This window comes from Streptomyces callyspongiae, assembly GCF_047200695.1.
Classification (GTDB): domain Bacteria; phylum Actinomycetota; class Actinomycetes; order Streptomycetales; family Streptomycetaceae; genus Streptomyces.
The window spans coordinates 73,248-90,332 of record NZ_JBJZOM010000012.1; the positions used below are offsets into that span (position 1 = coordinate 73,248).

The 17,085-nt window shown below is 70.8% G+C and carries 15 protein-coding genes; 10 read left to right on the forward strand and 5 right to left on the reverse strand.

The features are described from left to right. Positions 1–236: 236 nt before the first annotated feature. From ccrA to pssA, 7 genes are all read left to right on the forward strand, one after another. On the forward strand, positions 237–1,580 hold the full coding sequence (gene ccrA / locus ACL06G_RS13845; protein WP_412835978.1) for a crotonyl-CoA carboxylase/reductase: 1,344 nt from the start codon (positions 237–239) through the stop codon (positions 1,578–1,580). A 13-nt stretch (positions 1,581–1,593) separates the two neighbouring features. Continuing rightward, the gene (locus ACL06G_RS13850; RefSeq protein WP_412786071.1) at positions 1,594–3,627 is read left to right on the forward strand and encodes an ethylmalonyl-CoA mutase; all 2,034 of its coding nucleotides are present in this window, start codon (positions 1,594–1,596) and stop codon (positions 3,625–3,627) included. After that, positions 3,624–4,601: an HpcH/HpaI aldolase/citrate lyase family protein gene (locus tag ACL06G_RS13855; RefSeq protein WP_412835953.1), complete on the forward strand. Its 978-nt coding sequence runs from the start codon at positions 3,624–3,626 to the stop codon at positions 4,599–4,601. Before ACL06G_RS13850 ends, ACL06G_RS13855 begins: the two co-directional genes overlap by 4 nt. Before the next feature lie 28 nt (positions 4,602–4,629). Next, positions 4,630–5,154: a MaoC family dehydratase gene (locus tag ACL06G_RS13860; protein WP_412786073.1), complete on the forward strand. Its 525-nt coding sequence runs from the start codon at positions 4,630–4,632 to the stop codon at positions 5,152–5,154. Position 5,155: 1 nt separating this feature from the next. Continuing rightward, entirely contained in the window at positions 5,156–6,361 is a 1,206-nt protein-coding gene (locus ACL06G_RS13865) for an acyl-CoA dehydrogenase family protein (protein WP_412786074.1), read from the forward strand. Between the two features lie 179 nt (positions 6,362–6,540). Beyond that, a complete protein-coding gene (locus tag ACL06G_RS13870) occupies positions 6,541–7,188 on the forward strand; it encodes a phosphatidylserine decarboxylase (RefSeq protein ID WP_412786075.1) in 648 nt (215 codons plus the stop codon). Beyond that, complete coding sequence (gene pssA / locus ACL06G_RS13875) at positions 7,175–8,017, forward strand: CDP-diacylglycerol--serine O-phosphatidyltransferase (protein WP_412786076.1); 843 nt, start codon at positions 7,175–7,177, stop codon at positions 8,015–8,017. Before ACL06G_RS13870 ends, pssA begins: the two co-directional genes overlap by 14 nt. An 84-nt stretch (positions 8,018–8,101) precedes the next feature. On the opposite strand, the gene ACL06G_RS13880 is transcribed toward pssA, so the two are convergent. The 4 genes from ACL06G_RS13880 to ACL06G_RS13895 form a co-directional block, all read right to left on the reverse strand. Beyond that, positions 8,102–9,256 (reverse strand): glycerate kinase, encoded by a 1,155-nt coding sequence (locus ACL06G_RS13880; RefSeq protein ID WP_412835954.1) that lies wholly within the window; start codon positions 9,254–9,256, stop codon positions 8,102–8,104. 188 nt (positions 9,257–9,444) lie between these two features. Then, a complete protein-coding gene (locus ACL06G_RS13885; protein WP_412786078.1) occupies positions 9,445–10,872 on the reverse strand; it encodes a phytoene desaturase family protein in 1,428 nt (475 codons plus the stop codon). Between the two features lie 24 nt (positions 10,873–10,896). After that, a complete protein-coding gene (locus ACL06G_RS13890) occupies positions 10,897–11,715 on the reverse strand; it encodes an inositol monophosphatase family protein (protein WP_412786079.1) in 819 nt (272 codons plus the stop codon). A 68-nt stretch (positions 11,716–11,783) separates the two neighbouring features. Further along, entirely contained in the window at positions 11,784–13,616 is a 1,833-nt protein-coding gene (locus ACL06G_RS13895) for a gamma-glutamyltransferase family protein (protein ID WP_412835955.1), read from the reverse strand. A 22-nt stretch (positions 13,617–13,638) separates the two neighbouring features. Between ACL06G_RS13895 and ACL06G_RS13900 the strand changes: the two genes are divergently transcribed. The 3 genes from ACL06G_RS13900 to ACL06G_RS13910 all read left to right on the forward strand — a co-directional run bounded on the left by ACL06G_RS13900 (position 13,639) and on the right by ACL06G_RS13910 (position 15,382). Beyond that, entirely contained in the window at positions 13,639–14,400 is a 762-nt protein-coding gene (locus ACL06G_RS13900) for an SIR2 family NAD-dependent protein deacylase (RefSeq protein WP_412786081.1), read from the forward strand. 159 nt (positions 14,401–14,559) lie between these two features. Further along, a complete protein-coding gene (locus ACL06G_RS13905; RefSeq protein ID WP_412835956.1) occupies positions 14,560–14,871 on the forward strand; it encodes a helix-turn-helix domain-containing protein in 312 nt (103 codons plus the stop codon). Positions 14,872–14,878: 7 nt separating this feature from the next. Continuing rightward, the gene (locus tag ACL06G_RS13910) at positions 14,879–15,382 is read left to right on the forward strand and encodes a DUF5753 domain-containing protein (protein ID WP_412835957.1); all 504 of its coding nucleotides are present in this window, start codon (positions 14,879–14,881) and stop codon (positions 15,380–15,382) included. 100 nt (positions 15,383–15,482) lie between these two features. Here ACL06G_RS13910 and ACL06G_RS13915 read toward each other — a convergent pair whose 3' ends face one another. Continuing rightward, positions 15,483–17,066 (reverse strand): NCS1 family nucleobase:cation symporter-1, encoded by a 1,584-nt coding sequence (locus ACL06G_RS13915; protein WP_412786084.1) that lies wholly within the window; start codon positions 17,064–17,066, stop codon positions 15,483–15,485. Positions 17,067–17,085: the final 19 nt, after the last annotated feature.

A 17,085-nucleotide genomic window follows, 5' to 3' on the forward strand; every position in this document is an offset into this window, starting at 1 on the left:
AGACTTGAGGAAAACATCTGGCACCTAGTGCCTTGTGCGATGGCACTCAGTGTCATACGGTGAACAGCAGTCCGGGTGCTGTCCCTCGGCGCACACCCCGCCCGCAGCCCGGACGCCTGCGTCACAGGCACCCCCGCGCCCACACGGCGCACGCCGAAGCCACGCCGAACCGACGGCACTGCCTCACCACCGACGTTCCCTCGAGCGTTTCTCCCGCTACGCGCTTCGCCGGAGGCATTACCGTGAACAAGATCCTCGACGCGATCCTCTCGTCCGACACGGCGGCCGAAGACTTCGCCGCCCTCGAGCTCCCCGAGTCCTACCGCGCGGTGACCGTGCACAAGGACGAGGCGCAGATGTTCGAAGGCCTGCCCAGCGGGGAGAAGGACCCGCGCAAATCCCTGCACGTCGACGAGGTTCCGGTGCCCGAACTCGGCCCCGGGGAAGCCCTGGTCGCCGTCATGGCCTCCTCGGTCAACTACAACTCGGTCTGGACCTCGATCTTCGAACCGCTGTCGACCTTCGGGTTCCTGGAGCGCTACGGACGCTCGTCCCCGCTGGCGAAGCGGCACGACCTGCCGTACCACATCATCGGCTCCGACCTGGCGGGCGTCGTGCTGCGCACCGGCCCCGGCGTCAACAAGTGGAACCCGGGCGACGAGGTCGTCGCGCACTGCCTGTCCGTCGAGCTGGAGAGCGCCGACGGCCACAACGACACCATGCTCGACCCGGAGCAGCGCATCTGGGGCTTCGAGACCAACTTCGGCGGTCTGGCCGAGATCGCGCTGGTCAAGACGAACCAGCTGATGCCGAAGCCCGACCACCTCTCCTGGGAGGAGGCCGCGGCCCCCGGCCTGGTCAACTCCACCGCGTACCGGCAGCTGGTCTCGCGCAACGGCGCCGGCATGAAGCAGGGCGACAACGTGCTGATCTGGGGAGCGAGCGGCGGACTCGGCAGCTACGCCACCCAGTTCGCGCTGGCCGGCGGCGCCAACCCGATCTGTGTGGTCTCCAGCGAGGAGAAGGCCAAGATCTGCCGCAGCATGGGCGCGGAGGCGATCATCGACCGCAAGGCCGAGGGATACCGGTTCTGGAAGGACGAGCACGCCCAGGACCCGAAGGAGTGGAAGCGCTTCGGCAAGCGCATCCGGGAGCTGACCGGCGGCGAGGACGTCGACATCGTCTTCGAGCACCCCGGCAGGGAGACCTTCGGGGCGAGCGTGTACGTCACCCGCAAGGGCGGCACCATCGTCACCTGCGCCTCCACCTCCGGCTACGAGCACACCTACGACAACCGCTACCTGTGGATGTCCCTCAAGCGCATCGTCGGCTCGCACTTCGCCAACTACCGCGAGGCGTGGGAGGCGAACCGCCTCATCTCCAAGGGAAAGATCCACCCCACGCTCTCCCGGAGCTACTCCATGGAGGAGACCGGACAGGCCGCGTACGACGTGCACAAGAACCTGCACCAGGGCAAGGTCGGCGTGCTCTGCCTCGCCCCCGAGGAAGGCCTCGGCGTCCGCGACAAGGAGAAGCGCGCCCGGCACGAGACGGCCATCAACCGCTTCCGGAACGTGTGAGCGGGGAGCACGCATGACGGAACGGAAGAAGGACCGGCCGTGGCTGATGCGCACCTACGCGGGCCACTCCACGGCGGAAGCGTCCAACGAGCTGTACCGGCGCAACCTCGCCAAGGGGCAGACGGGGCTGTCGGTCGCCTTCGACCTCCCCACGCAGACCGGCTACGACCCCGACCACGTCCTCGCCCGCGGCGAGGTCGGCCGGGTCGGGGTCCCGGTCTCCCACCTCGGTGACATGCGGCGGCTGTTCCAGGACATCCCGCTGGAGCGGATGAACACCTCCATGACCATCAACGCCACCGCCATGTGGCTGCTGGCGCTCTACCAGGTGGTCGCGGAGGAGCAGGGACTCGACGAGGAGGCCCTCTCGCAACTGTCGGGCACGACGCAGAACGACATCGTCAAGGAGTACCTCTCCCGCGGGACGCACGTCTTCCCGCCCGGCCCGAGCCTGCGGCTGACCACCGACATGATCGCCTACACGGTCAACCACATCCCGAAGTGGAACCCGATCAACATCTGCAGCTACCACCTGCAGGAGGCCGGGGCCACACCGGTGCAGGAGATCGCCTACGCGCTGAGCACCGCGGTCGCGGTGCTGGACTCGGTGCGGGACTCCGGGCAGATCCCCGCCGACCGGTTCGGCGACGTGGTGGGGCGCATCTCGTTCTTCGTCAACGCGGGCGTCCGCTTCGTCGAGGAGATGTGCAAGATGCGTGCCTTCACCGAGCTGTGGGACCGCATCACCCGTGAGCGGTACGGCATCGAGGATCCCAAGCAGCGCCGCTTCCGCTACGGCGTGCAGGTCAACTCGCTCGGACTGACCGAAGCGCAACCGGAGAACAACGTCCAGCGGATCGTGCTGGAGATGCTGGCCGTCACCCTCTCCAAGGACGCCCGGGCCCGCGCGGTGCAGCTGCCCGCCTGGAACGAGGCACTGGGCCTGCCCCGCCCGTGGGACCAGCAGTGGTCGCTGCGCATCCAGCAGGTCCTGGCACTCGAGAGCGACCTGCTGGAGTACGACGACCTGTTCGCCGGCTCCCCCGTCGTCGAGGGAAAGGTCGACTCGCTGGTCACCGCGGCCCTGAAGGAGATGGAGCACATCGAGAAGATGGGCGGGGTGATGGCGGCCGTCGAGTCCGGCTACCTGAAGTCCCAGCTGGTCTCCTCGCACGCGGAGCGGCGGGGCCGGATCGAGTCCGGCGAGGAGCAGATCGTCGGCGTCAACTGCTTCGAGGGCACCGAGCCGAGCCCGCTCACCGCGGACCTGGACACCGCCGTCCTCACCATCGACCCGGCCGACGAGGCCCGCACGGCGCAGGCCGTCCGGGACTGGCGGCGCACCCGGGACGCACCGTACGTGTGGCCGCCGGCTGCGCAGGCCCTCGAAATGCTGAAGGAGACCGCGGCCACCGACGCCAACCTGATGGAGGCCACGCTGGAGTGCGCCCGCGCCGGGGTGACCACCGGCGAGTGGGCGGGCGCGCTGCGCGAGGTCTTCGGCGAGTTCCGTGCGCCGACCGGTGTGACCGGCGCGCCGGTCGGTGTCGGCGCCGAGGAGGGCTCGTCGCTGGCCGAGGTGCGCCGCGCGGTGTCCCGCACGGCGCAGGACCTCGGCGGGGGCAGGCTCCGGCTGCTCGTGGGCAAGCCCGGTCTGGACGGCCACAGCAATGGCGCGGAGCAGATTGCCGTACGAGCCCGCGACGCCGGATTCGAGGTGGTCTACCAGGGCATCCGCCTCACTCCCGAGCAGATCGTCTCGGCGGCCGTCGCCGAGGACGTGCACTGCGTCGGCCTGTCCATTCTCTCCGGCTCGCACGCCGAACTGGTACCCGAGGTACTGGAACGGCTGCGCGAGGCCGGAGCCGGCGACGTGCCGGTCGTCGTCGGCGGCATCATCCCCTCCGCCGACGCCGACGCCCTCAGGGCCGCCGGAGTGGCGGCCGTCTTCACTCCCAAGGACTTCGGGATCACGGAGATCATCGGCCGTATCGTCGACGAGATCCGCTCCGCGAACACGCTCGACTCACTGGAGGTCCCCGCATGACCAGCCCTGCCGACACCCCGGCGAAGCCGCTGCGCCCGCGCCGCTCCTGCCTGGCGGTGCCGGGTTCCAACCCGCGCTTCCTGGAGAAGGCCCAGGGCCTCCCCGCGGACCAGGTCTTCCTCGACCTGGAGGACGCCTGCGCACCGCTGGCCAAGCCCGACGCACGCCACACCATCGTGAAGTTCCTCAACGAGGGCGACTGGACGGGCAAGACCCGGGTCGTGCGGGTGAACGACTGGACGACCCACTGGACCTACCGCGACGTCATCACCGTCGTGGAGGGCGCCGGAGCGAACCTGGACTGCATCATGCTGCCGAAGGTGCAGGACGCGCAGCAGGTGCAGGCGCTGGACATGCTGCTGACCCAGATCGAGAAGACGGTCGGCCTGGACGTGGGCCGCATCGGGATCGAGGCCCAGATCGAGAACGCCAGGGGCCTGGTCGAGGTCGACGGGATCGCCGCGGCCTCCCCCCGCCTGGAGACGATCATTTTCGGCCCCGCCGACTTCATGGCGTCCATCAACATGAAGTCCCTGGTGGTGGGGGAACAGCCGCCCGGCTACCCGGCCGACGCCTACCACTACATCCTGATGCGGATTCTGATGGCCGCCCGGGCCAACGACCTGCAGGCGATCGACGGCCCCTACCTGCAGATCAAGAACATCGACGGCTACCGCGAGGTGGCCGGCCGCGCGGCCGCGCTGGGCTTCGACGGCAAGTGGGTGCTGCACCCCGGGCAGGTCGACGCCTCGAACGAGATCTTCTCGCCGTCGCAGGAGGACTACGACCACGCGGAGCTGATCCTCGACGCGTACGAGTACTACACCTCGGCCGAGGGCGGCGCGAAGGGCTCGGCCATGCTCGGCGACGAGATGATCGACGAGGCCAGCCGCAAGATGGCGCTGGTGGTCGCCGGCAAGGGGCGTGCCGCCGGGCTGCGGCGCACCTCGCGGTTCGAGCCGCCCCAGTCCTGACCGACGGATCCCGAGGAGACCTGAACCGATGCAGTTCGGCCGCACCTACGAAGAGTTCACCGTCGGCGACGTCTACCGGCACTGGCCCGGCAAGACGGTCACCGAGTACGACGACCACCTCTTCTGCCTGCTGACGATGAACCACCACCCGCTCCACATGGACGCGAACTACGCGGAGCGGACCACCGACTTCGGCCGGAACGTCGTCGTCGGCAACTACGTGTACTCCCTGCTGCTGGGGATGTCCGTCCCGGACGTCTCCGGCAAGGCGATCGCCAACCTGGAGATCGAGTCCCTCAAACACGTCGCCCCGACGTTCCACGGCGACACCCTGTACGGGGAGACGACGGTGCTGGACAAGACCCCTTCGCGGTCGAAGTCCGACCGGGGCGTGGTGCACGTCGAGACCAGGGGCTGCAACCAGGACGGCACGCTGGTCTGCGTCTTCCGGCGGAAGGTGATGGTGCCGACCGCCTCCTACGTGAAGGGACGCGGCGGCGAGCAGCCCGGGCGCCCGGAACTGCGGGAACCAGCACCGAAGGAGGCGAAGTGACATGGGCAGGCTCGCACGCACCGAGGGGCTGACGGACGTCCAGCAGGAGATCGTCTCCACTGTCCGGAGCTTCGTCGACAAGGAGATCCTCCCGGTCGCGACCGAACTGGAGCACCGGGACGAGTACCCGACCGACATCGTCGAGGGCCTCAAGGAACTCGGGGTCTTCGGGCTGATGATCCCCGAGGAGTACGGCGGCCTGGGCGAATCGCTCCTGACCTACGCGCTGTGCGTGGAGGAGATCGCACGGGGCTGGATGAGCGTGTCCGGCATCATCAACACGCACTTCATCGTCGCCTACATGCTCAAGCAGCACGGCACGCAGGAGCAGAAGGACGCCTTCCTCCCGAAGATGGCGACCGGCGAGGTGCGCGGCGCGTTCTCGATGTCCGAACCGGGGCTCGGGTCGGACGTGTCCGCGATCACCTCCAAGGGGGTGCGGGACGGCGACGCGTACGTCCTGGACGGCCAGAAGATGTGGCTGACCAACGGAGGGTCCGCCACGCTCGTCGCGGTGCTGTGCCGCACCGACGAGGGGCAGCCCGAGGGCACGCCGCCCCACAGGTCGATGACCACGTTCCTGGTGGAGAAGGAGCCGGGGTTCGGCGAGGTGCGCCCCGGCCTCACCGTCCCGGGCAAGATCGACAAGATGGGCTACAAGGGCGTCGACACCACCGAGTTGATCATGGACGGCCTGCGGATCCCCGCGGACCGGGTACTCGGCGGCGAGACCGGTCGCGGCTTCTACCAGATGATGGACGGTGTCGAGGTCGGCCGGGTCAACGTCGCCGCCCGCGGCTGCGGGGTCGCCCGACGCGCCTTCGAATTGGGCATCGACTACGCACAGCAACGCCACACCTTCGGCAAACCGATTTCCGAGCACCAGGCCATCCAGTTCAAGCTGGCCGAAATGGGTACCAAGGTCGAGGCGGCCCACGCCTTGATGGTGGGCGCGGCCCGCAAGAAGGACTCCGGGGAGCGCAACGACCTCGAGGCTGGAATGGCCAAATATCTCGCCTCCGAGTACTGCAAGGAGGTCGTGGAGGACGCTTTCCGCATCCACGGAGGGTACGGTTTCTCGAAGGAGTACGAGATCGAGCGCCTCTACCGTGAGGCACCGATGCTCCTCATCGGTGAAGGAACCGCCGAGATCCAGAAGATGATCGTCGGGCGCAGGCTGCTGGAGGAATACCGGCTCCAGGGCTGAGGCGTCCGCAGCATCGCTGGTCCGAGCACTTCCCCGGCACGCCGGGAGGTTGTTCGGACCAGCGGTTTCCGGCGCTGAATGGCCCTCTGGCTTGCCCAGTTGCCACCAGTAACCGGTAGCATCCCGGAAAGCCGCCGTCCCGCGTGTCGAAGCGGCCCCCTCCGCTACGAAGGTCTTCCATGTCCCACAGCCCATCCTCTGCAACCAGCGGCCGAGTCCGCCTCGCGCGCGGAGCGTCGCCGTGGCTCCTCCCCACTGTGGCCACGGCCGCAGTGAGCCTCGTACGCGCCCGCCGCTCCGGACGTGCGAGGGCGGTGGCCGTACCCGCCACAGCTCTCGCTGCAGGCATGCTGTGGTTCTTCCGCGACCCGGAGCGCGAGATCGCCCCGGGCAGGGTGATCTCCCCGGCCGACGGCGTGGTGCAGAGCATCATGCCGTGGCAGGACGGACGCACCAGGGTCGCGATCTTCATGAGCCCGCTCAACGTGCACGTCAACCGCGCTCCGCTCGCCGGAACCGTGACCTCCGTGGAACACGTCCCCGGCGGTTTCGTCCCGGCGTTCAACAAGGAGAGCGAGAACAACGAGCGCGTCGTCTGGCACTTCGACACCGAGATCGGCGATGTCGAAATGATCCAGATCGCCGGTACCGTCGCCCGCCGCATCATCCCCTACGTCCCGGAGGGCACGAAGGTGGAGCAGGGCGAGCGCATCGGCCTCATCCGCTTCGGGTCGCGGGTGGACATCTACCTCCCGCGCGGCATCGAGCCGGCCGTCGAGGTCGGCCAGGCGACGACTGCAGGGGTGACACGCCTTGACCGTGATTGATTCCGACACCCAGGCGGCATGGGTGCCCGAGGCGGACGACGACGAGATGCCGCTCTCGATGCGGCTCTCCATAGCGGACACCCTGACGCTGGGCAACGCCACGTGCGGATTCCTCGCGGTGTACTTCACCACCACCGGTGTGCTGATCCCGCATCTGATGGGCAACGAGGACGGCGGCATGGCCCGCCACTCGGCGGCGACCGCCGTCATCCTCATGCTGCTCGCCTCGGTCTTCGACCTCTTCGACGGCCTGGTGGCGCGGAAGCTGCGCAGTTCGGCCATGGGCGCCGAGTTGGACAACCTGTCGGACCTGGTGAGCTTCGGACTGGCTCCCGCGTACTTCGTGGCCGTGTGGGGCATGGTCGCCTCCGACGCCCACCAGCGGGTGTCTGTGGTCGCCGCGGTGGTCGTGCTGCTGGCCGTGGTGCTGCGTCTCGCACGCTTCTCGTGCGTCACCCTGCGCGACGGCATCTTCCAGGGGATGCCCAGTCCGTTCGGGGCCCTGACGGTCGTGTCGATCGTGCTGCTGGAGCTGCCCTTCATCCCCACGCTGCTGGCGATCATCGGTGTGGCATGGCTGATGGTGAGTCGCGTGGAGTACCCCAAGCCGCGCGGTCGGCTCGCCGTGGCCATGTTGAGCTGGATCGTGCTCAGCATGGGCATGCTCGCGGCGTGGGCGTTCGACGCCCCCAGCGGGGAACTGCTGCTGCAGACCGGATGCGCTCTCCAGGTCGTGCTCGGCGCGGTCATTCCGCTGTTCGCGACGGCGCGCAGGGTCAACACCTTCCGGGACAACCGGCGTGAGGCCCGTACGGCGGCCCAGAGCTAGTCGGTCCGAAACGGGGCGCGCACGCGAGAGGGGTTCCGGGCAGTGCCCGGAACCCCTCTCGCGTGCGGACGGGAGCACCCGCGTTCAGAGCGACCGGAGCTGCTCCTCCGCGAGCCGTTCGGCGACCTTCTCCAGCAGCGGACCGGCTTCGGCCATGCAGCGCCCGGGGTCGGACTCCACCGCGGTGAGGGGGTAGGCCGCGGCCACACCGGCTCCCGCCAGGTCCGCCTCGTCGACCTCCAGGCGGCCGCACACGGCGACCACGCGCTTGCCCGCGGCACGGGAGGCGGCGGCGACCCCGGCCGGGGCCTTGCCGTGCAGGGTCTGCGCATCGAGCGATCCCTCGCCGGTGACGACCAGCGAGGCGCGCTCCACGGCCTCGGCGAAACCCAGGACACCCAGCAGTACCTCGATTCCGGGCCGGAAGGTCGCGCCCAGGCCGACGAGCGCGGCGAAGCCCACCCCGCCGGCGGCGCCGGCTCCGGGCGCCCGGGCGGCCTCGGCAGCGTCGGGACCCGTCGTCGGGGCGGTGGAGGCCAGCACCTCCACCAACCGCTCCAGTCCGGTCTCCAGCACCACGACGTCGGATTCGGAGGCGCCCTTCTGGGGCCCGTACACCGCCGCCGCCCCCTTGGGCCCCGTGAGTGGGTTGTCCACATCGCCGGCGAGCACCACCTCGGCGCCCTCGAGCCGCGGATCGAGCTGCGACAGGTCCACCGTGTCCAGTTCGCGGAGCGGGCCGCCGCCCCACGACACCGGGTCTCCGTCGACGTCCAGGAAGCGCCCTCCGAGGGCCTCCAGCATCCCGACCCCGCCGTCGACGGTGGCGGATCCGCCGACACCGAGCACGATCGTGCGGGCGCCGGCCTCCAGCGCGGCGCGCACGACCTCGCCGGTGCCGTACGTCGTCGCGGTGAGCGGGGCATGGACGCCCTCGGGGAGCAGGCGCAGCCCGGAAGCCTGCGCCATCTCCACCACGGCGGTGCCGTCGCGCAGGGCGAAGCCGGCGGTCACCGGGGCACCCAGCGGACCGGTCACCGCCACCTCGTGGCGCTCGAAACCGGCGGCAACGGCCGCGGCGACACTCCCGTCGCCGCCGTCCGCCACGGGAAGCGCCTCGATCTCGAGGTCCGGGCGGGCCCGGTGCAGTCCGGCGGTGACGTGCTCGGCGACCTGCACGGCCGTGAGCGAGCCCTTGAACTTGTCGGCGGCGATCAGCACCCGCCCTGTCTGAGCCATGTGAATCTGTGTTCCTTGCCTGTCGAGCCCGGCGGTCGCGCCGCCCGACCCTATCCGGGACAGGGTCGGTGTCACCAGGAAGGCGCCTCGGAAGGCCGCGAGGAAGGCACGGGACTCCTGCACCGGGGTCCGGTGCGGCGGGCGCGAGGGCGGCGTCCGCGGCGCCGGAGGGAGCGGCGCGGGAGCGGTCAGCGGCCGAGGGCGAGGCGCCGCCACACCGCTCGCGCGGCGTGGTGGCCGGACATGCCGTGGACCCCCGGTCCGGGCGGTGTTGCGGAGGAGCAGAGGTACACCGCGGGGTGCCGGGTCGTGTAGGGGACGCGGGCGAGTTTCGGCCGGAGCAGGAGCTGCAGTCCGGACGCGGAGCCGCAGGCGATGTCGCCGCCGACGTAGTTGGCGTTGCGCGACGCCAACTCGGGCGGACCCGCGGTCGCGCGGGCCAGGACTCGGTCCCGGAACCCGGGGGCGAACCGTTCCAGTTGGTCCTCGACGACCCGCGTGGCATCCCCCTCCCATCCGTTGGGCACGTGCCCGTACACCCAGAACACGTGTCGCCCCTCGGGCGCCCGGGTGGGGTCGGCCAGGACGGGCTGCGTGGTGATGAGGAACGGCCGCCGGGGATCGCGGCCGTCCACCGCACGCCGCATCGCGTCGTCGATGAGACCGGCGGTCGGTCCGACGTGGACGGTCGTCGCCCGGCGGGCGTCGGGCGCGGTCCACGGCACGGGCCCGTCCAGGGCGTAGTCGATCTTGAAGACTGCGGGCCCGTACCGGTAGCCCGCGTAGGCGTTCCCCAGGCCGGCGATGCGTGCCAGGGAGGTCGGCGAGGTGTCGAACACGTACGCCCGCGCCGGCGGCAGATCGTCGAGGCGCTTCACCTCGACGCCCGTGTGCACGGCGCCGCCCAGGGCGCGCAGGTAGGAGGCGAGGGCGTCGGAGATCGCCTGCGATCCGCCACGGGCGACGGGCCATCCCCGGGCGTGGGCGGCGAGCGCGAACACCAGGGCGATACCGGCCGTCGCGAAGGTCGAGGTGGGGGCAATGACGTGGCCCGCGAGCCCGGCGATCATGCCGCGCGCCTTCTCGTCGCGGAACCGGCGGTTGACCCACGACGCCGGCTGCAGCCCGGTCAGGCCGAAACGGGCCAGCGTGAGCGGGTCGCGCGGGAGGCGCCCGTTCAGCGCCGACCCCAGGCCCAGGAAGTCCTCCGCGAGCGCGTCCCAGCGGTCCAGCAGGGGTTCCACCAGCCGCCGGTACGTACCGGCGTCCCGCGCACCGAGCGAGGCCGCCGTCTCCCCCACCGAGCGGGAGAGCACGGCCGCGGTGCCGTCGGGGAACGGATGGGCCATCGCCAGTTCGCTCTCCAGCCAGTGGAGGCCGTGGTCCCGCAGCGGCATGCTGCGGAAGGCGGGCGAGTTGGCACCGGTGGGGTGCGCGGCGGCGCACGGATCGTGCCGGAAGCCGGGCAGTGTCAGCTCCTCGGTGCGTGCCCCGCCTCCCACGCTGTCCAACGCCTCGAACAACTCCACCGAGAAGCCGCGGCGGGCCAGTTCGACCGCCGCCGTCAGCCCATTGGGCCCGGCTCCCACCACCACCGCGTCCCGGATCGACGCCACTTCGGCTCTCCCCTCACCGGTTGATCAGCTACTGGCGCGCAGGAGGTCGACGATACGCCCCGCGGTCGCCGCGTCGCGCGCCGCGGTGAAGGGAAGAGCGTTGTTCCCGGCGAGCCGGAAGGGATCTCCCGTGATCGTCTGCTGCGCACCGCCCGCCTCGGCGACGAGCAGCAGCCCCGCCGCGTGGTCCCAGGCGCTCTCCCACGAGAACGCGACCGCGTCCAGTACGCCCTGTGCCACGCGCAGGTACTCCACCCCGGCGGCACTGCAGGGACGGGGGGCGACACCCTCGGCGTGCAGCCCCAGCAGTGCCCGCTTCTGCGCATCGGTGGTGAAGTCCGGGTGGGAGGTGGCGACTTCCAACACCTTGTCGCCGTCCGGCCTGCCCGCGTACAGCGCCTCGCCGTTGAGCAGGGCCCCGCCGCGTCGCCGGGCGACGGCCATCTCGCCGCGGGCCGGCAGGTACGTCCACGAAGCGAGCAGTTCCCCGTGGTGCGCAAGGGCGAGCAGCATGCAGAAACCGTTCTCGCCGCGGACGAACTGGCGGGTTCCGTCGACGGGGTCGACGATCCACACCGGGTCGGGGCCGCCGAGCGCCTCGTAGCGGCCCGGCTCGTCGTGCACGGACTCCTCGCCGACGACGACCGAGCCGGGAAGCAGCTGGGTGAGGGCCCGCGTCAGATGGGCCTCCGCCCTGCGGTCGGCGAGAGTCACGAGGTCGTGCGGCCCGGTCTTCTCCGCCACGCCGTGCGTGTCCGGCTGACGCCATCGGGGCATGACCTCTTCCGCGGCGGCCTTGCGCACCGCTTCCTCCGCTCCGAAGACCAGGGCATCGTCGATCATGTCTTCCATACAAGCACGCCCGGCCGCCCCCCGGCGCATCGCGGAGTCGGCGACCGGGTTCCGCTCTCTCAGCGGCCGACCGCGTACCCCTGCATGCCCCGCGGATTGGCGGCGGCGCTCAGCACGCCCGTCTCCGGGTCCCGGGCGACGGCGCTCAGCCGGCCCTCCGACCAGGGCGGCCCGACGGTGACGCGGTGTCCGCGGGAGCGGAGCGCGGCAACGGTCTCCTCCCCGATCCGCGACTCGACCACGAGGCTCCCGGGACGCATGGTGCGGGGGTAGAAGGAGCCGGGGAAGCTCTCGGTGTGCCAGTTCGGGGCATCGACGGCCCCCTGCAGGTCCGGTCCGCCGCGCACGGGGGCGCGGAGGGCGACGGCCAGCAGGAAGTGCAGCTGCCACTGGTCCTGCTGGTCCCCGCCCGGAGTGCCGAAGGCCATGACCGGCTCCCCGTCGCGGAGAGCGAGTGACGGTGTGAGCGTGGTGCGGGGGCGGCGCCCGGGTGTGAGGGTGTTCGGCAGCCCCGACTCGAGCCAGGCCATCTGGAGCCGGGTGCCCAGCGGGAAGCCCAGCTCGGGAATTACGGGATTGGACTGCAGCCAACCCCCGCTGGGGGTGGCGCTCACCATGTTTCCCCAGCGGTCCACGACGTCGATGTGGCAGGTGTCGCCGCGGCTCCGGCCGTCCGCGGCGACCTGCGGGTCCGCACCGCCGGACCCGGTGTGAGGCGGGACGGTCGGTTCGCCGGTGCCCGCGGCGGGCAGGTCCCTTCCCGGGCTCGTCCGGACCGCCCGCGGCAGGCGCGGGGTGCGGCCGTCCGGCGCTCCGGGGCGGAGTGCGTGGGAGGCGGTGCCGTCGACGAGGCGGCGGCGTTCGGCGTTGTACGCGGGCGAGAGCAGCGCGCCGAGCGGGACGGTGTGCGCGCCTTCGGCGTCGCCGTACCAGGCCTCCCGGTCCGCCATGGCGAGCTTGGTCCCCTCGACGAGCCGGTGCACGTACTCGGCGCTGCCGTACGCCTCGCCGAGGTCGTCGGGCAGCAGCGCGAGCTGCTGCAGCAGGCTGGGCCCCTGGGACCACGGGCCGGCCTTGCAGACGGTCCATCCGTTCCAGGTGTGTGTCACCGGTTCCTCGTACGTGGCCTCCCAGCGGGCGAGGTCGTCTCCGGTGAGAGTGCCCCGGTGCCGTTCCCCGGAGGTGTCCATGGTCGGTCGGGCCGCGGCCGAGACCAGCGCCTCGGCGACGAACCCCTCGCGCCAGGCACGGCGCGCGGCCTCGATCTGTGCCTCGCGGTCGCTGCCCGCCGCCTCCGCCTCGGAGAGCAGCCGCTGCCAGGTGCGGGCGAGCGCGGGGTTGCGGAGCAGGGCCCCCGGCCGGGGCGGGTGGCCGTCGGGCAGGTACTGGGCGGCGGAGTCGGTCCACTCCGTCTCGAAGAGTTCACGCACCGTCTCCACGGTCTCCCCGATGCGCTCCACGGCAGGGTGCCCCCGCTCGGCATAGCCGATGGCATGGGTGAGGACGTCGCGCAGCCGTTTGGTGCCGTGGTCGCGCAGCAGGATCGCCCAGGCGTCGAACGCGCCGGGAACGGCTGCGGCCAGCGGGCCCGTCCCCGGGACCAGGTCCAGGCCCAGTCCGGCGTAGTGCGCGGGGGTTGCCGCCGCGGGGGCCACTCCCTGGCCGCACAGGACGCGCACGGGGCCGCCTGCGGGGGCGAGGACGACGGGGACCTCGCCCGCCGGTCCGTTGAGGTGGGGTTCGACGACCTGGAGGACGAAGCCGGCTGCGACCGCCGCGTCGAACGCGTTGCCGTCGTCCTCGAGTACGGCCATGGCGGTCTGCGCGGCCAGCCAGTGCGTGCCGGCGGCCATGCCGAAGGTGCCTTGGAGCGTGGGCCGGGTGGTGAACATGGCGGGAGCGTACGCTGCGCGTATGGGCGCCGACGAGAGCACGGGACGGGACGGACGGCCGCTGGTGGCGATCCTCAGCGGCGCGGGCATCTCCACGGATTCCGGGATTCCCGACTACCGGGGACCGCAGGGGCTCTGGAAGAAGGACCCCGAGGCCGAGAAACTCGTGACCTTCGACTCCTATATGGCGGATCCGGAGATCCGGCGCCGGTCGTGGCGGATGCGGCGGGACAGTCCGCTGTGGAACGCGGAACCGAACGATGCGCACCGGGCCGTGGCCCACCTGGAGCAGTCGGGTACGCCGGTGCGTGTCCTGACGCAGAACGTGGACGGTCTGCACCAGCTTGCCGGCGTGCCGGACCGCAAGGTGCTCGAACTGCACGGCACCTCGCGGCGGGTGACGTGCACCCGCTGCGGGGCCGCGAGCACGATGGCCGAGGCGCTCGCCCGGGTGGAGGCGGGCGAGGAGGATCCGGAGTGCCGCGGTTGCGGCGGCATCCTGAAGTCCGCGACCGTGATGTTCGGTCAGTCGCTGGACCCGGAGGTGCTGGGGCAGGCGGTGGCCGTCTCCAAGGCCTGCGACGTCTTCGTGGCCGTGGGCACCAGCCTCCAGGTCCAACCGGCTGCCTCGCTGGCCGGACTCGCCGCCGAACACGGTGCCCGGCTGGTGATCGTGAACGCGGAACCCACTCCCTACGACGGGCTCGCCGAGGAGGTGGTCCGGGAGCCGATCGGTGTCGCCCTGCCGGGCCTCCTCACCGGCCTGGCGGACAGCCCCCGCTGACGCCCCCGGCGGCGGGGGCTGTGGGCGGCGCCGCCCGTCCGCGAATCCGGAGCGGCCCGGCGCGAGACCGTTGGCCGACTCCGTGACCACCTCGTCCGGTCGGGGCAACTGAGCCCCGTCGGAGGCAACGGGACGAGCCGGGAAGGCCGGGTGCGGACCATGGGGAACAGACGTCCGACGAGGAAGCCCGGAAGGGAAGACGAGCGGCCGGCGGTGTGGTTCGCGTACGGCAAACTGCTGCGGCTGTTCCGGGACCGCGCCCAGATGTCCCGGCAGCAGCTCGGTGACGCCATTGGTTACTCGGTCGAGCAGGTCGCCTCTGTGGAGCAGGGGCGGCGTCCGGCGAAGGTGATCTTTACGGAAGCCGCCGACCAGGCCGTGAACGCCATGGTCGCACTGCTCGTGCTCCAGGGAGACGTGGATCACGCCAAACTCCCGGCGTTCTTCCGCAACTTCGCGCTCCTGGAGTAACGATCCCTTGCTGATCCCCGGGTTGTTGCAGACCGAGGACTACGCACGAGCAGTGTTCACCGGCCACTGCCCGCCGCTCGGCGACGAGGCCGTCGACCAGCAGGTGGAGGCACGACTCAGCCGACAGAAGCTGCTCGACAACGTGCCGATGGTCGAACTCTCCTTCGCAATCGGAGAGTCCGCCGTGATCGATCCGATTGGCGGCCGGGACGTGATGAGGGTTCAACTGGAACAGCTGCTCACGTTGCGCACGCAGCGCAACCTGGAGATCCAGGTCATGCCGTCGGGGCAGGGCTTCCACCCCGGCTTGAACGGCGCATTCGTCGTGCTGGAGACGGCAGAACACCAGCATGCCGCATACCTGGAGTCGCAAGGTGTCGGCACGGTAGTCGGTGATCCGGACACTGTCAGCGGCCTCTGCCTGAGGTATGGCAAGCTGCGTTCGCAGCCCCTGAACGTCGAGGAGTCTGCGCGTCTCATCGACCGTCTGGCAGGAGAAGCAGCAACATGAGCGCAGAGCGGTACACCTTCGGTGGCGACCGTCCCCACTGGTTCAAGAGCAGCTACACGGCACGGACACCGGGTACGGACCGGCCGGCATGCGCCGACGGTCACCCTGCTGCCCGGTCGCTGGTGTGCACAGGCTGCTCCGCGGGGACGCCGCGGCGGGGCGGGGCCAGGGTCGTCAGGACCAGATACAGCAGGGCGCTGCTGAAGAGTCCGACGGCCCATCCGTAGTCGGCGAGGGGTTGCAGGAACGGGACGAGTCCGTCGGCCGGGAACGGGCCGGAGCCGTCACCGGAGTAGGAGCCGCCGACGGCGAGCAGCCCGCCGGCCGTGAAGGCCGCCAGGGCCCGCCAGTTCCAGCCGGCCGTGTACCAGTAGCGGCCGCTGCCGTCGCGGTAGAGGTCGGCCGGGTCCAGCTTGGTGCGGCGCAGCAGCCAGTAGTCGGCGATGAGGATGCCGGCGACGGTGCCGAGGAGGCCGCCCACGGTTCCCAACCAGGTGAAGATGTAGACGGAGGGGTTCTCGATGAGCTTCCAGGGGAAGATGACGACGCCGATGAAGCAGGCCAGGACCGCTCCGCGGCGGAAGGTGATGAGCCGCGGGGCGAGGTTCGACAGGTCGTAGGCGGGGCTGACCAGGTTGGCGGCGATGTTGGTGCTGAGGGTGGCCATCAGGACGACGAGCAGGGCGAACAGCACACCGACGGTGCTGTCCATGCGCGCGGCGAGCTGGCTGGGGTCCCAGATCGGTTCGCCGTAGACCGCCTGGGAACCGGAGGTGACCAGCACGGACAGCAGGGCGAAGACGGCCATGGTGGTCGGCAGGCCCAGCGACTGTCCCCAGACCTGGGCACGCTGACCGGCGCCGAAGCGGGTGAAGTCGGGGATGTTGAGCGACAGCGTGGACCAGAAGCCGATCATGCCCATCAGGGCGGGGAAGAAGACGGGCCAGAAGTCGGGGCCCCAGCCCAGTTGGGAGGGCTGGTCGAGGAGTGGGCCGAAGCCGCCCGCCTTGCCGGCGATCCACCACAGCAGCGCCACCGCGCCGGCCAGCATCAGCGGGGCCGCCCAGTTCTCCAGGTGCCGGACGGCGTCCATGCCGCGCACGATGACGACCACTTCGATGAGGAAGAAGAGCAGGAACGACAGCCACTGCGTCCACGGGTAGCCGAAGGTCTCGCCGGCCTGCGCCCACCAGCTGCCGCCGCCGAAGACCTTCCCCGCCAGGAAGTAGATCGACTGCCCGCCGATCCAGGTCTGGATGCCGAACCAGGCGCACGCCACCAGTCCGCGCAGCAGGGCCGGCAGGTTGGCGCCGACCACGCCGAAGGAGGCCCGGGCGAGAACCGGGAAGGGGATGCCGTACTTGGGGCCGGCGTGCCCGGTGAGCAGCATCGGCAGCAGCACGATCACGTTGGCCAGTGCGATGGTGAGCACGGCCTGCTTCCAGTCCATGCCGAGCGCTACCAGGCCCGAGGCGAGCGTCCACGAGGGGATGTTGACGGCCATGCCGATCCACAGGGCGGCGAAGTTGTACGTCGTCCACCGGCGTTCGGCCAGCGGCACCGGTTGCAGGTCGGCGTTGGCGTAGCGACTGCCGTCGGGTATCGCGCCGGGCGGCGGTTCCACTCTGCCGTCGGTGGTCACGTCACCGGACGGGTCCGGTGCGGTCGGTACGGTCCCGGTCATGGCTGCACCTCGTCTGTTC